Genomic DNA, 13847 nt, shown 5'->3' on the forward strand with positions numbered 1-13847 from the left:
GGGTTAACGGGCGGAGCCGGCACGGCTATGAGGAGGAGATTGACTTTTCGCCGTTCCCGGTGTTCTGACAAGGCGTGGTGCAAGGTTGCGCCGCCTAGCGAAGTTTTCAGCCCTTCGGGATTGGCTCTGTGACTGTCCGTCTGACGACGACGAAACTCACGACCAAAACGACGACCGGGAAAACCGGCCTGTCGCGCTGACGCTTCGCCTCGGTTCCGGGTCCATCTCCCCCCGGCGGGGAGAGATCGCCGAACCCGCCCGAAACCGGTGCGGGGCGGCCCCCAAAGGGAGACCCGAACCGCCTTATCCGCAAAGGATCACATCATGAGCTTCAAGGTCGCAGTCGTCGGAGCAACCGGCAATGTAGGCCGCGAGATGCTGGACATTCTCGCCGAGCGTGCCTTCCCCGTCGGCGAGGTCGTGGCGCTCGCCTCCTCGCGCTCGGTCGGCACCGAGGTTTCGTTCGGCGACAGGACGCTGAAGTGCAAGGCCTTGGAGCATTACGATTTCTCCGACACCGATATCTGCCTGATGTCGGCGGGCGGCGAGGTCTCGAAGGTCTGGTCGCCGAAGATCGGCGCGCAGGGCTGCGTCGTGATCGATAATTCCTCGGCCTTCCGCATGCATCCCGACGTGCCGCTGATCGTGCCGGAGGTGAATGCCGCCGCCGCTGCCGGCTTCACCAAGATGAACATCATCGCCAATCCGAACTGCTCGACTGCGCAGCTCGTGGTCGCGCTGAAGCCGCTGCACGACAAGTTCGGCGTCAAGCGCGTCGTCGTCTCGACCTATCAGTCGGTCTCGGGCGCCGGCAAGGAAGGCATGGACGAATTGTTCAACCAGACCCGCGCCGTGTTCTCGGCCGGCGAGGTCACCACCAAGAAGTTTCCGAAGCGCATCTCCTTCAACCTCATTCCGCATATCGACGTCTTCATGGAGGACGGCTTCACCAAGGAAGAGTGGAAGATGGTGGTCGAGACCAAGAAGATCCTCGACAAGAAGATCAAGCTGACCGCGACCTGCGTGCGCGTGCCGGTCTTCATCGGCCATTCCGAGAGCGTGAACATCGAGTGCGAGAAGCCGATCACCGCCGACGAGGCGCGCGAGGTGCTGCGCGCAGCCCCGGGTATCCTGGTGATCGACAAGCACGAGCCCGGTGGCTACATCACCCCGCATGAGGCGGCCGGCGAGGACGCGACCTATATCTCGCGCATCCGCGAGGACGCGACCGTCGAGAACGGCCTCGCCTTCTGGTGCGTCTCGGACAACCTGCGCAAGGGCGCGGCGCTGAACGCGGTGCAGATCGCCGAGGTTCTCGTCAACCGCAAGCTGATCCAGCCGCGCAAGCAGGCCGCCTGAGGCCAGCAACGCTATCCGACCCTGTCCGAAAGCCGGGCGGGTCACCGTAATGTCCACGCGCATGGGCGGGCGACCGTCTTTGCGTGTGGCTATGCCGGGCAAACAGGCTAAGGCTTGCGCAGTCCTTGCGCGTGAACCTTAGCCCTTGCCCAACGCTCCCCTTGATCAACCGCCGGTCGCCGCTCCGCATGACGGCAGATCGCTGCGCATCGACAATTCCGCGCGCGGCATCGCGCTGCTGCTGCTCTCATCGATTTTCATGTGCAGCGGCGACATCGCCTCCAAATACCTCGCGACGACCTTGCCGGCGCTTCAGATCACCTGGATGCGCTACGGCACCTTTGCCGCGATCATGCTCGTCACCATCAGCTTCACCGGCGGTTTCAGCAGGATGAAGACAAGCCGGCCCGGCCTGCAGGTGCTGCGGGCCCTCGGCGTGACGGTCTCCTCGATCCTGTTCGTGGCCGGGCTGCACGACCTGCCGATGGCGGACGCGACCGCGACCTCCTTCGTCTCGCCGCTCTTCGTGACGGCGCTGTCCATTCCCATCCTCGGCGAAATCGTCGGCTGGCGGCGCTGGCTTGCCACGATCGTCGGTCTGGTCGGCGTGCTGGTCGTGGTGCGCCCCGGCGGCGACGGCTTTCATGGCGCGTCGCTCTTCGTTCTCGGGTCGTCGTTCTTCTGGGCGTTTTCACTGATCGTGACCCGGATGATGAGCCGCACCGAGATCCCGGTGGTGACATTGGCCTATTCAGCCACAATCGGCTTCCTCCTGCTGTCGTTGGCCGTGCCGTTCAACTGGCAGACGCTCGATCTCAAGACGGTGCTGATCGGCCTCTTCATCGGCGGGATCTCGACGATCGGGCATATCTTCCTGATCCAGGCCTTCCGCTATGCGGATGCCTCGCTGCTGGCGCCCTTCGCCTATTCCCAGCTGCTCTGGTCCTCGATCTTCGGCTATCTGGTCTTCGCGGCGATCCCCGATGTCTGGACCTATGTCGGCGCGGCGATCATCGCGGCTTCGGGACTTTACACCGCCCATCGCGAGCGCATCCGCGCCAGGCAGGTCGCCGGCTGAGCTGCGCGACGTTCAGCCCCGCGTTTCATCTCGCCGCCTCAACGCATGGAGAACCCATGTTCTTTGCGCAGCGGAGCGTGGTCGAAACGACTAGAGTGACCGGCAGACTTCCCGCATCACCGCCCTCATTCGCGCCGAAGCCCTTGCCGCAACCTGTCGTTCCCCCATCCGAACCGACGACGGACAAGCCCGCAGGCTCGCTCCGGCGCGACAACGGCCTGCTCGGTATCGGCATCATGCTGCTCGCGACAGTGTTCCTGTCGGCGGGCGATGCGGCAGCGAAGTATCTCGCGACCAGCGTGCCGCCGCTTCATATCGTCTGGCTGCGTTACTTTACCTCGGGGCTGATGCTGCTGGCGATCGTCGGCATCAAGGGCGAGTGGGGCGCGCTTCGGACCCGGCGGCCTGGCATGCACCTGCTGCGCGGCTGCGGCGTGATCGGCTCCTCGATGCTGTTCGTCTCGGCGCTGAAGCTCTTGCCGATCGCGGATGCGACGGCGACCAGCTTCGTCGCGCCGCTCTTCGTGACGGCCCTGTCCATTCCGATGCTGGGCGAGCGTGTCGGCTGGCGGCGTTGGGCCGCGACGCTGGTCGGCCTGGCCGGCGTGCTGATCGTGGTCAGGCCGGGTGGCGCGGAATTCCAGCTCGCCTCGCTGCTGCCGGCGATCTCGGCCATGTGCTGGGCCTTCTCGCTGATCGTGACGCGCATGATGAGCGGGACGGAGAGCCCGCTCGCGACCGTCACCTATTCCACGGTCTTCGGGGCCTTGGTCATGGCGGCGCTGTTGCCATTGCACTGGGTGACCCCGACCTGGGAAATCGTCTGGGTCGGGCTCTTCATCGGCGCGGTCTCGACGGCGGGGCACTGGCTGGTGATCGCGGCCTTCCGCTATGCCGGGGCCTCGCTTCTGGCGCCGTTCTCCTATGTCCAGCTGTTCTGGGCCTCGCTCTTCGGCTTCCTGCTGTTCGCGACCCTGCCGGATATCTGGACCTGGGTCGGAGCGATCGTCATCGCCGCTTCCGGGCTCTATACCGCCCATCGCGAGCGCATCCGCGCCAGGCAGGTTGCTGGCTGAGGCTCAGCCCTGCGGCTTCACGCCGTAGCGGGCCATGAACATCGCCATGGCCGAGCCGACGACGCGTTCGATCTCCTCGTCGCTCGGCGCTGTACGGACGGCATTGAACAGGCGCGGGCGGGTCAGGGTCGACTGGCAAAGGTCGAGGAACTGGACGGCGGCGAGATAGGTGTCGTCGATCGCGAGCTTGCCCTCGGCGACCATGCGGTCGAGATAGCCCGCGATCAGCTTGGAGCCCAGCATCGGGCCGTTCTCGTAGAAGCCGCGGCCGAGGTCCGGCATGCGCTCGGCCACGCCGATCACCACGCGATGGGCGCTGACGGCGAGGTCGCCATTGATCATCCTGACGATGCAGCGGCCGAAGGTGGTCAGCGCGCGAACGGGATCGGAATCCTCGTTGAGGGCCTCGATCGCGCCGCGCTTCTGGGCCTCGCGCTCGCGCTGGATCAGTGCGACGAAGAGATGCTCCTTGTCCTCGAAATAGACATAGAGCGTGCCCTTAGAGACGTTCGCGGCGGCGGCGATGTCGCTCATGCTGGCGGCGTCGAATCCGCGCGAGGTGAAGACCTGCAAGGCGCCGTCCAGGATCTGGCGGCGCTTGTCGGGATCGGTGCCGGCGATCCGGCGATTGCGGGCACCCGTCTTTACCGGGCTTTCAGGGCTTTCCGACATTTCATTCCGGCCCGGTCTGCGGGCCCTGCATGGCAGCTGCGAAAAAGAATCGAACCAACCGGTTCGATTTGACTTGATATGCATCATGCCCCGCGCTATTTCAAGCGCAATCGAACCGGTTGGTTCGAATTGACATGCAGGACGCCCAATGTCTGCTGAAACCGCCACCGAACACCGCCGTGACCGGCTGAAGCTGGTCGATGCCAAGGCCGAGACCGCCCAGCCGGCGGCCGAGCCAGCCACCGCCCGCGACGCGCAGGCGAAGAGTGCGCCGTCTGAAGCCACCGAGGCCAAGGGCAAATCCGGAAAGAGCCCGCTGAAGCGCGGCGCGCTGCTCATCGTGGGCGCGGCCGTCGTAGGGGCCGGGCTCTGGTACGGCATCGACTGGTGGCGCAATGGCCGCTTCATCGTCTCGACCGACGATGCCTATGTCGGCGCCGAGATGGCGACCGTCTCGGCCAAGCTCTCGGCCAATATCGCGTCCGTCTCGGCGCGACAGAACCAGGAGGTCAAGGCCGGGCAGCCGCTCGTCGCGCTTGATGATGGCGACTGGCGCATCGCGCTGGACAGCGCCCGCGCCAAGACCGCGACGGCGCAGGCGACGCTCGCCCGCATCGACAGCCAGGTCGAGGCCGCGCGCGCGGCCCAATTGCAGGCGCAGGCGCAGCAGAATTCGGCCGAAGCCGCAGTGACGCGCACGGCTGCCGATTTCGAGCGTGCCAACAGCCTTGCCGCCAAGTCCTACGGCTCGCAGGCGACGCTCGATGCCGCCACGGCCGGGCGCGATCAGGCCGTTGCCGCGGTGGCGAGCGCCAAGGCCGGGGTCGTGCAGGCGCAGGCCAATATCAAGGTTCTGGAGGCGCAGCGCATCGAGGCCGCCCGGCAGATCGACGAGCTGAAGGTCGCCGAGCAGAAGGCCGAGCGCGACCTCTCCTTCATGAAGATCGCGGCGCCGATCGACGGTGTCATTGCGAATACCAATGTCCAGATCGGCGACCTCGTTGGCGCCGGCAAGCGCCTGATGTCGATCGTTCCGCTCGATCAGGTCTATGTCGACGCCAATTTCAAGGAAACACAGGTCGGGCCGCTGAAGACCGGCGACAAGGCGAGCATCACCGTCGATGCATTGCCGGGGCAGGTCTTCCACGGCACGGTCAGCGGCATCGCCGGCGGCACCGGCTCGGTCTTCACGCTGCTGCCGCCCGACAATGCGACCGGCAACTTCACCAAGATCGTCCAGCGCGTGCCCGTGCGGATCACGCTCGACAAGGATGCGACGGCCAAGCACGTGCTGCGGCCGGGCATGTCGGTCGTGGTCTCGATCGATCCGCGACCGGCAGGCCAGCGCTGATCAAGCGCATTGATGAAGCGGGTCATCCCGCACGCGCTGCGGCACGAAGTGCTGCTGCGCAGATGCGGGACCGCGAGACGAGAAGCTACCGATTCCCGGCGCTGTGAGGGCGCCTCGTTCTGATGACGGTCCCGTGTCTGCGCAGCAGCACTTCGTGCCGCAGCGCGCACGGGAAGACAGCCCCGAGGAAAGGTAGGCCAGCATGGCCACCGCGACCCTGAATGCGCCGGCGGGAGCGCCCCCGGCTTCGGACGCCGTCCCCTTGCGCCGGATCTTCGCCTTCATGGCGATGGTCTTCGGCATGTTCATGGCGATCCTCGACATCCAGATCGTCTCGGCCTCGCTGGCGGAGATCCAGGCCGGCCTGTCCGCCTCGTCCGACGAGGTCGCCTGGGTCCAGACCGCCTATCTGATCGCCGAAGTCATCATGATCCCGCTGTCGGGCTATCTCAGCCGGGCGCTGTCGACGCGGGTGTTCTTCTCGATCGCGGCCGCGGGTTTCACCATCGCCAGCGTGCTCTGCGCGCAGGCGACCTCGATCAACGAGATGATCCTGTGGCGGGCAGTGCAGGGCTTCATCGGCGGCGGCATGATCCCCGGCGTCTTCGCGGCGGCCTTCACCATCTTCCCGCCCTCGAAGCGGCCGGTGATCTCGCCATTGATCGGTCTCGTCGCGACGCTGGCGCCGACGATCGGCCCTACCGTCGGCGGCTATCTCAGCCATGCTTTCTCCTGGCACTGGCTGTTCCTCGTCAATGTCGTGCCCGGCATCGGCGTGACCATCGCGGCCTGGACGCTGATCGATTTCGACAAGCCCGATCACAGCCTGATCAAGCGCTTCGACTGGCTCGGGCTCGCCGCCATGGCGGCCTTCCTCGGCAGCCTCGAATATGTGCTGGAGGAGGGGACGCGGCTCGACTGGTTCCAGAGCCATGAGATCGTGTTCTTCTCGGTCGTGATGGTCGTGGGCGCGGTGCTGTTCTTCTGGCGGGCGCTGACGCGCGACGATCCGCTGGTCGATCTCTACGCCTTCAGGAATCGCAACTTCGCCTTCGGCTCGCTGTTCTCCTTCACCATGGGCATCGGCCTCTACGGGCTGACCTATCTCTACCCGGTCTATCTCGGGCGCATCCGCGGCTATGACGCACTGATGATCGGCGAGACGATGTTCGTCACCGGCCTGTGCATGTTCCTGACGGCACCGATCGCCGGGCGCCTTTCAACCAAGCTCGACCCCCGCGTGATGATGATGATCGGCTTCGGCGGCTTCGCGGTCGGCACCTGGTGGGCCTCCTTCATCACCTCGGACTGGGATTTCTACGAGCTTCTCGTTCCGCAGATTCTGCGCGGCTGCTCGCTGATGCTGTGCATGGTGCCGATCAACAACATCGCGCTCGGCTCGCTGCCGCCGCAGCAGCTCAAGAACGCGTCCGGCCTCTACAACCTCACCCGCAATCTCGGCGGCGCCGTCGGGCTCGCGGTGATCAACACGATGCTGAACACCCGCACCGACCTGCACATCACCCGCCTGCACGAGATGGTGGCGGCCGGTCGCGGCGTGGCGGAGGAGGCGATCGCCAATACGGCGCAGCGCTTCATCGACTATGGCGACGCGGCGCAGACGATGGCGCTCGCCCTGATCAACCAGCGGGTCCACAAGCAGGCGCTGGTCATGGCCTTCGGCGATGTCTTCCTCGGCCTGACCATGATCTTCGCGAGCCTGGTCGTGATGGCGCTGTTCCTGCGCAAGCCGCCGCAGCCCGTCGCGGGCGGCGGAGGCGGTGGCCACTAGCGTGTTTCCACGCTGAGCTTTCGGTTGCGCAGCCGTCAGGAATGGCGTCCGTCAAAGCCGTCGTCATGCGCGCTAAGCAGGGCGTCGACGCCGCGGTCACGCGGTTGTGCTGTGGACGCTACCCGGTGCCGCAGCAGCGTAGATTGACATCTGAGCGGTGTTTTGCCAAAAATGGCAGTAATATCAGTAGTTTAGAGGTTTTCTAAACTACGCTGCCGAGGTTCGGCGTGTGGAAGGCGTTACAATGAGCGTTCTGGCGAGCAAGGATCACGATCACAAGCCCGTGGCGGGCGATCATATCCCGTGGCCGCAGAAAAACCCGTCGACCTGCCCGATCAGCGCCGTGAAGGCGCGGTTGCGGACGGCGGGCCTCAGGCCCACGCGCCAGCGCATGGCTCTGGGTTGGCTGCTCTTCGCCAAGGGCGACCGCCATGTCAGCGCCGAGATGCTCTATGAGGAAGCGCTGCGGGCGCGCGAGCCGCTTTCGCTCGCGACCGTCTACAACACGCTGCGCCAGTTCTCGGAAGCCGGCCTGCTGCGTCAGGTCTCCGTTTCCGGTCCGAAGACCTTCTTCGACACCAACGTGTCGGAGCACCACCATTTCTACAACGAGGACGACGAGACCGTCACCGACATCCCGGGCTCGATGATCCAGGTCGCGGGCCTGCCGGAAGCACCGGAAGGCATGGTGATCTCGTCGGTCGAGGTCATCGTCCGCTTGCGCAGCGCCGATGGCGAGGAAGTCGAGACCAAGCGGGTGGTGGGCCACCACGCGTGATCGTCTGCTCCTGCAACGTTCTGTCCTGCGGCCAGATCAAGGGGACAATCGCTGCTGACGGCAGCGGGCCCCGGACGGCCGGCGAGGTCTACGATTGCCTGGGCTGCAGCCCGGATTGCGGGCGTTGCGCGCGCGAGGTCCGGGCCCTTCTGGCCGAAGCCCGCGCGGTCTGCGCGACGCAATGCGGCAGCTGCGCCAGCCGCGAGGTCGAGTGCGCGGTGCATGTTTCGGTTGGCATCATGCTCGAAGGGATCGAGCTGAACGACGAGAGCATCGCGGCCTGAGCGCTGCCTTGATCACTTGATCGATCAAAAGCGCCGAGACCACCTTTTTACCTCTTCACTTCCGGGCAGGCCGCGTCTACATTAGGATCATTCTAATGTGGATTGCGGAGTGCACCCGATGAAGGGCGACAAGAAGGTCATCGAATATCTAAACAAGGGGCTGCGCTCGGAGCTCACCGCCATCAACCAGTACTGGCTGCATTACCGCATGCTGGATAACTGGGGCTTGAAGGACATGGCCAAGACCTGGAAGAAGGAATCGATCGAGGAAATGGTCCATGCCGACCGCTTCGTCGACCGCATCCTTTTCCTCGAGGGTTTCCCGAACCTGCAGACGCTCGACCAGCTGCGCATCGGCGAGACCGTCAAGGAAGTGATCGAATGCGATCTCAAGGCCGAGATCGAGGCTCGCTCGCTTTATCAGGAAGCGGCGAAGTACTGCCGCGAGGTCGGCGACTTCCCGTCCGAGGACCTGTTCAAGGCCCTGATGAAGGATGAGGAAGGCCATATCGACTTCCTGGAGACCCAGCTCGACCTCATCGGCCGCATCGGCATCGAGCTCTACACCCAGAAGCATATCGGCGGCCTGGAAGGCGACGACCACGGTCACTGAGTCCGGGTTGACGCGTGCCGCTCCGGCGGCGCGCGTTCTGCAAGGCTTGCCACGCCAAATGAAAAGGCCCGCCATTGGCGGGCCTTTGTTATTTTCAGCGAAGCTGCGTGACGTCAGATGAAGCTGACGTCGGCGGCTTCCGGGCCCTTGCGGCCGGTGCGGATCGAGAAGCGTACGCGCTGCCCGTCCATCGGCGGCTGCAGGCCGCTACGGCCGAGCGACGAGACGTGCAGGAACACGTCCGGGCCGCCCTTGTCCGGGGCAATGAAGCCGAAGCCGCGATCCGAGTTGAAGAACTTCACGGCGCCATCATAGGGGCCTTCCACCGGGCCGCTATTGCGATCCTGGAAGCCGCCGCCGCCACGCGGGCCGCGATCGCCGCCGCCGAAGCCGCCGCGATCACCACCGCCGTAGCCGCCGCGATCGCCGCGGTCGTTATAACCACCGCGATCGCCGCCGAAGCCGCCGCGATCCCGGTCGCCATAGCCGCCACCGCCGCCGAAATCATCGCGCGGAGGACGGGGCGAGAAGGCGCGGGGAGCCGGCGCGGTCTGCGTGGCGGTGGAGGCGTCGATCTCATGGACCGCGACGACCTGAAGGCCGCGGCGGCCTTCGCCGAGATCGGCGACGATCGTCGCGCCGGGCAGCAGGTCCTGCTGATCGAGCGGGCCGATGGCCGAGACATGCAGGAAGACATCGCCCGAACCGTCGGAGGGCGATGCGAAACCGAACCCCTTCTCGGGGTCGAACCACTTGACCTTGGCTTCGATGTTTTCGTGCGTGACGAAGGGTTGGGCAGCGGGAGGCTTGCGACGATCGAACATGGATCTTCAAATATGAGTGACCGGGAGCACGCAACTTAGCTCATGCCGGGCGCGCCGTCATCGGGGTCAATGCGAAATTATTGCACGACATTTTACGGCGTTATAGTGGTTTTTTCGCCCCCGTCCCCAACGTCATGTTGGGCCGGATGCATGCGCCCGATGCATGCGATGGCCGCTTGAAAGCTTGATGTTTCCGCAGACCCGGCGAAAATGCCGCAGGTCGCGGACTTGCAATCATGCGCACCTCATACGATGTGATGAGCGAGTTAGGGAAGACAACGCCTCCTGGTCGGTAAGCGCGACACATGCGCTGTTCAGGAGATGAAATTTGGTTCGTTCGCGACAATCCGGCAAGAAGGCCGGCGATGGCGTGATCCGCAGGCTCTGGCCGACGGAGCGCGATCTTTTCAAGGAGCATCTGCTCAGGCTCGATGCCGTCACGCGCCACCAGCGTTTCGGCACGGCGGTCAATGACGCCTTTCTTGAGAACTATGCCAGGACGACGTTCGGCGTCGGCGGCCTGGTCTATGCCTATGTGGTCGATGGCGTGGTGCGCGGCGCAGCGGAATTGCGCGGCCTCGACGACATCATCGCGCTGACCGGTGAGGCCGCCTTCAGCGTCGAGACGCCCTGGCGGCGGCGCGGCGTCGGCTCGCAATTGTTCGGGCGCCTGATCACGGCGGCGCGCAATCGCAGCGTCCGCACGCTCTATCTGACCTGCCTGCCGGAGAACGCGGCCATGCGCCGGCTCGCGGCGAAGTTCGAGGCCGACCTCGTCGGCGGCTATGCCGATGTCGAGGGCGTGATCGCGACCGGTGGTCCGACGCCCTTCACGATCCTCGACGAAGCCCTCGATAATGCGAAGGGCTTCGCGACCATGGCCCTGTCGATCCAGAAGAGCTTCTGGCCAACGGCCTTTCTCCCGCGTGCTCCCGGCGCCTGAGCCGGGCCTAGCGGCTGAGGGACAGCGAGGCGCCGGACTTCGTGACGGCGCCGTCCAGCCCGCCTGAGCCGGAGTTGCGCAGCCGGGCCGCGACCGTGCCGCCCTGCTGGTAGAGGTAGACCTCGCCATCCCGGAAATCCCAGGCCGAAATCTTCTGCAGGTCCTTATTCGTGCAGCCGGAGGACGATGCGCGATAGAGATCGAGCGTCGGGCTGCTCGACAATTGCACGCGGCAGGAGCCGCCGGTCGCCTCGCGCGCCGTCCAGCCACCGACCATGCTGTCGCGGCTGGCCGAGGGGCGCGGCGCCGCTGCCGGGGCTGAGCCGAGGCCGGCGACCTGGTTGTTGCTGCCGCGCAGGCCGGGGTCCTGCACCGGCTGGCCGGTCGGCGGCAGAGGCTGGGCCTGCGGCGCGCCGCCGGCATTGGCATCGAAGAACGGATCCTGAGGCGGGGGCAGGGCGCCACCGCCCTGCGGGCCGCCTGCTATTGGATAGCCACCGGCTTGCGGGGGCGCAGCCGGATAGCCGCCGGGCGGCGGCAAGGGTTCCGAGGTGATCGGAGCTGAACTGATCGGCGGCGCGGACGGCAGGGGTTGACTGTAGGAGGGCTGGTTCATCACCGGCCCACTGAAGCGCTGCGAACCGGCGCAGGCGGTCAGTGCCAGCAGAGGCAGCAGGGCGGCCGCGCGGGCGAGGGCGGCGGTCGATGCGGTCTTGATCGTCGTCGTCATCAGGCGCGGTTTCCGATCTGGTCAGCCGAACGTTGCGTCACTATCAGGAAACGCGATGAACGCGGCATGAGCATGATCTAGCGCAGGCCAGCGGCATTGCGAACCCTCGATATCGGCTCCGGTTCCCGGCCGCCGGGCTCAATCCCATGAAAATGGCCTGCGCGCGGGTGCGGCAGGCCATTTTCGATCTCACTCCGAAGGGGAGCGTCTCAGCCCGCCTTGCGCTTGTTCTGCCGGTTAGCGACGAGGTCGTCGACGACCGCGGGATCGGCGAGCGTCGAGGTGTCGCCGAGCGCGCCGAATTCGTCCTCGGCGATCTTGCGCAGGATGCGGCGCATGATCTTGCCGGAGCGGGTCTTGGGCAGGCCCGGCGCGAACTGGATCAGGTCCGGCGAGGCGATCGGGCCGATTTCCTTGCGGACATAGGCGACGAGGTCCTTGCGCAGCGTGTCGCTCGGCTCCTCGCCACTCATCAGCGTGACATAGGCATAGATGCCCTGGCCCTTGATGTCGTGCGGGTAGCCGACGACGGCCGCTTCAGAGACCGACGGATGCGCGACGAGAGCCGATTCGACTTCGGCCGTGCCCATGCGGTGGCCGGAGACGTTGATGACGTCGTCGACGCGGCCAGTGATCCAGTAATAGCCGTCGGCATCACGCCGGCAGCCGTCGCCGGTGAAGTACTTGTTCGGATAGGTCGCGAAATAGGTTTCCTCGAAGCGCTTGTGGTCGCCATAGACCGTGCGCATCTGGCCGGGCCAGCTCTCGGCGATGACGAGGTTGCCCTCGCAGGCGCCTTCCAGGACCTTGCCCTCGGCATCGACGATCTCGGGCTTGACGCCGAAGAAGGGCCGCGTCGCCGAGCCCGGCTTGAGCTGGGTCGCGCCTGGCAGCGGCGTGATCAGGATGCCGCCGGTCTCGGTCTGCCACCAGGTGTCGACGATCGGGCAGCGGCGCTCGCCGACGACGCGGTGATACCACTCCCAGGCTTCCGGATTGATCGGCTCGCCGACCGAGCCGAGCAGGCGCAGCGACTTGCGCTTGGTCTTCTTCACCGGCTCCTCGCCGGCGCCCATCAGCGAGCGGATCGCGGTCGGCGCGGTGTAGAAGGTGTTGACCTTGTGCTTGTCGATGACCTCCCAGAAGCGCGAGATCGTCGGATAGGTCGGGATGCCCTCGAACATCAGCGTGGTCGCGCCGTTGGCGAGCGGCCCGTAGAGGATGTAGCTGTGGCCGGTCACCCAGCCGACATCGGCCGTGCACCAGTAGATGTCGCCGTCATGGTAGTCGAAGACATACTGGTGGGTGATCGCGGCATAGACGAGATAGCCGGCCGAGGTGTGCAGCACGCCCTTCGGCTTGCCGGTCGAGCCCGAGGTGTAGAGCAGGAAGAGCGGATCCTCCGCCTTCATCTCGGCCGGAGGGCAATGGCCGGAGACCTTGGCGGCCTCGTCATCGTACCAGACGTCGCGGCCGTCCTTCATGGTGACGTTGCCGCCGGTGCGCTTGACGACGATGACGGTGCCGATGCCGCCCTTCACCTTGTCGTCGGCGGTGTCGACATTCTTCTTGAGCGGCACGGCGCGGCCACCGCGCAGGCCTTCATCAGCAGTGATGACGATCTTCGAATCGGAATCCTCGATGCGGCTCGCCAGCGAGTCCGGCGAGAAGCCGCCGAACACCACCGAATGGACCGCGCCGATGCGGGCGCAGGCCAGCATCGCGTAGGCCGCCTCCGGGATCATCGGCAGGTAGATGGTGACGCGGTCGCCCTTCTTGACGCCATTGGCCTTGAGGACGTTCGCGAACTTGCAGACCTCGGTATAGAGCTGGCCGTAGGTGATCTTCTTCGATTCCGACGGATCGTCGCCTTCCCAGATGATCGCCGTCTGCTTGGCGCGGGTCGCGAGATGCCGGTCGATGCAGTTATGCGCGACGTTGGTCGTGCCGTCCTCGAACCATTTGATCGAGACCTTGCCCGGCTTATAGCTGGCGTTCCTGACCTTGGTATAGGGCTTGAACCAGTCGATCCGCTGTCCGTGCTCGCCCCAGAACTTGTCGGGGTCCTTGATCGAGGCCGCGTACATCTTCTTGTACTTGGCGTCGGTCGCCCAGGCCTTCTTCGACCAGGAGGTCGGGACGTCGTAGATGATCTCGGACATTCGGGCGTCTCCCCAGACTTGGATCGTCTGTGTTGCGCTGGTCCGCCTCAGGGGTAGGCGCGGCGGACGTCGCTTCTTCGATTTCGACGCATCATAGGTTGCGCGCGCGGCGCGGCAACCCATTGTGCATCGCACTTTCGTGGCAGGGACCGGCGTTTTGGGCATGGCGCAGCGCCAAAACATCC

At 65.4% G+C, this 13847-nt stretch carries 13 protein-coding genes; 9 read left to right on the plus strand and 4 right to left on the minus strand.

What is annotated here, in order from left to right; translation table 11 throughout:
- The first annotated feature begins 324 nt into the window (after window positions 1-324).
- The 3 genes from AC07NY_RS03440 to AC07NY_RS03450 all read left to right on the plus strand — a co-directional run bounded on the left by AC07NY_RS03440 (window position 325) and on the right by AC07NY_RS03450 (window position 3513).
- Window positions 325-1359, plus strand: coding sequence for an aspartate-semialdehyde dehydrogenase (locus AC07NY_RS03440; RefSeq protein ID WP_494581836.1), 1035 nt, complete (start codon window positions 325-327; stop codon window positions 1357-1359).
- 145 nt (window positions 1360-1504) lie between these two features.
- Entirely contained in the window at window positions 1505-2437 is a 933-nt protein-coding gene (locus AC07NY_RS03445) for a DMT family transporter (RefSeq protein WP_494581837.1), read from the plus strand.
- Window positions 2438-2580: 143 nt separating this feature from the next.
- The gene (locus tag AC07NY_RS03450) at window positions 2581-3513 is read left to right on the plus strand and encodes a DMT family transporter (protein ID WP_492285380.1); all 933 of its coding nucleotides are present in this window, start codon (window positions 2581-2583) and stop codon (window positions 3511-3513) included.
- A gap of 3 nt (window positions 3514-3516) precedes the next feature.
- Here the strand turns inward: AC07NY_RS03450 and AC07NY_RS03455 are convergent, their stop codons facing one another.
- Entirely contained in the window at window positions 3517-4185 is a 669-nt protein-coding gene (locus AC07NY_RS03455; protein ID WP_492285379.1) for a TetR/AcrR family transcriptional regulator, read from the minus strand.
- 148 nt (window positions 4186-4333) lie between these two features.
- Here AC07NY_RS03455 and AC07NY_RS03460 point away from each other — a divergent pair, with 148 nt between their 5' ends.
- The 5 genes from AC07NY_RS03460 (at window position 4334) to bfr (ending at window position 9003) form a co-directional block, all read left to right on the plus strand.
- Window positions 4334-5536 (plus strand): HlyD family secretion protein, encoded by a 1203-nt coding sequence (locus AC07NY_RS03460; protein ID WP_494581839.1) that lies wholly within the window; start codon window positions 4334-4336, stop codon window positions 5534-5536.
- A 202-nt stretch (window positions 5537-5738) separates the two neighbouring features.
- Window positions 5739-7328, plus strand: coding sequence for a DHA2 family efflux MFS transporter permease subunit (locus AC07NY_RS03465; protein ID WP_494581841.1), 1590 nt, complete (start codon window positions 5739-5741; stop codon window positions 7326-7328).
- 244 nt (window positions 7329-7572) lie between these two features.
- Window positions 7573-8106, plus strand: a complete 534-nt coding sequence (gene irrA, locus AC07NY_RS03470) for an iron response transcriptional regulator IrrA (RefSeq protein WP_494581843.1) — start codon at window positions 7573-7575, stop codon at window positions 8104-8106.
- Window positions 8103-8390 (plus strand): (2Fe-2S)-binding protein, encoded by a 288-nt coding sequence (locus AC07NY_RS03475; RefSeq protein WP_494581844.1) that lies wholly within the window; start codon window positions 8103-8105, stop codon window positions 8388-8390. The genes irrA and AC07NY_RS03475 overlap by 4 nt, the downstream gene beginning before the upstream one ends.
- 118 nt (window positions 8391-8508) lie before the next feature.
- Complete coding sequence (gene bfr / locus AC07NY_RS03480) at window positions 8509-9003, plus strand: bacterioferritin (RefSeq protein ID WP_492285374.1); 495 nt, start codon at window positions 8509-8511, stop codon at window positions 9001-9003.
- Between the two features lie 113 nt (window positions 9004-9116).
- Here bfr and AC07NY_RS03485 read toward each other — a convergent pair whose 3' ends face one another.
- Window positions 9117-9827, minus strand: coding sequence for a cold-shock protein (locus tag AC07NY_RS03485; protein WP_492285373.1), 711 nt, complete (start codon window positions 9825-9827; stop codon window positions 9117-9119).
- A 328-nt stretch (window positions 9828-10155) separates the two neighbouring features.
- Between AC07NY_RS03485 and AC07NY_RS03490 the strand changes: the two genes are divergently transcribed.
- Window positions 10156-10770: a GNAT family N-acetyltransferase gene (locus AC07NY_RS03490; RefSeq protein WP_492285372.1), complete on the plus strand. Its 615-nt coding sequence runs from the start codon at window positions 10156-10158 to the stop codon at window positions 10768-10770.
- Between the two features lie 7 nt (window positions 10771-10777).
- Here the strand turns inward: AC07NY_RS03490 and AC07NY_RS03495 are convergent, their stop codons facing one another.
- Window positions 10778-11500, minus strand: coding sequence for an AprI/Inh family metalloprotease inhibitor (locus AC07NY_RS03495; RefSeq protein ID WP_494581847.1), 723 nt, complete (start codon window positions 11498-11500; stop codon window positions 10778-10780).
- 209 nt (window positions 11501-11709) lie between these two features.
- The gene (gene acs, locus AC07NY_RS03500; protein WP_492285370.1) at window positions 11710-13662 is read right to left on the minus strand and encodes an acetate--CoA ligase; all 1953 of its coding nucleotides are present in this window, start codon (window positions 13660-13662) and stop codon (window positions 11710-11712) included.
- Window positions 13663-13847: the final 185 nt, after the last annotated feature.

This window comes from Allobosea sp. GW821-FHT09G06, from assembly GCF_059416005.1.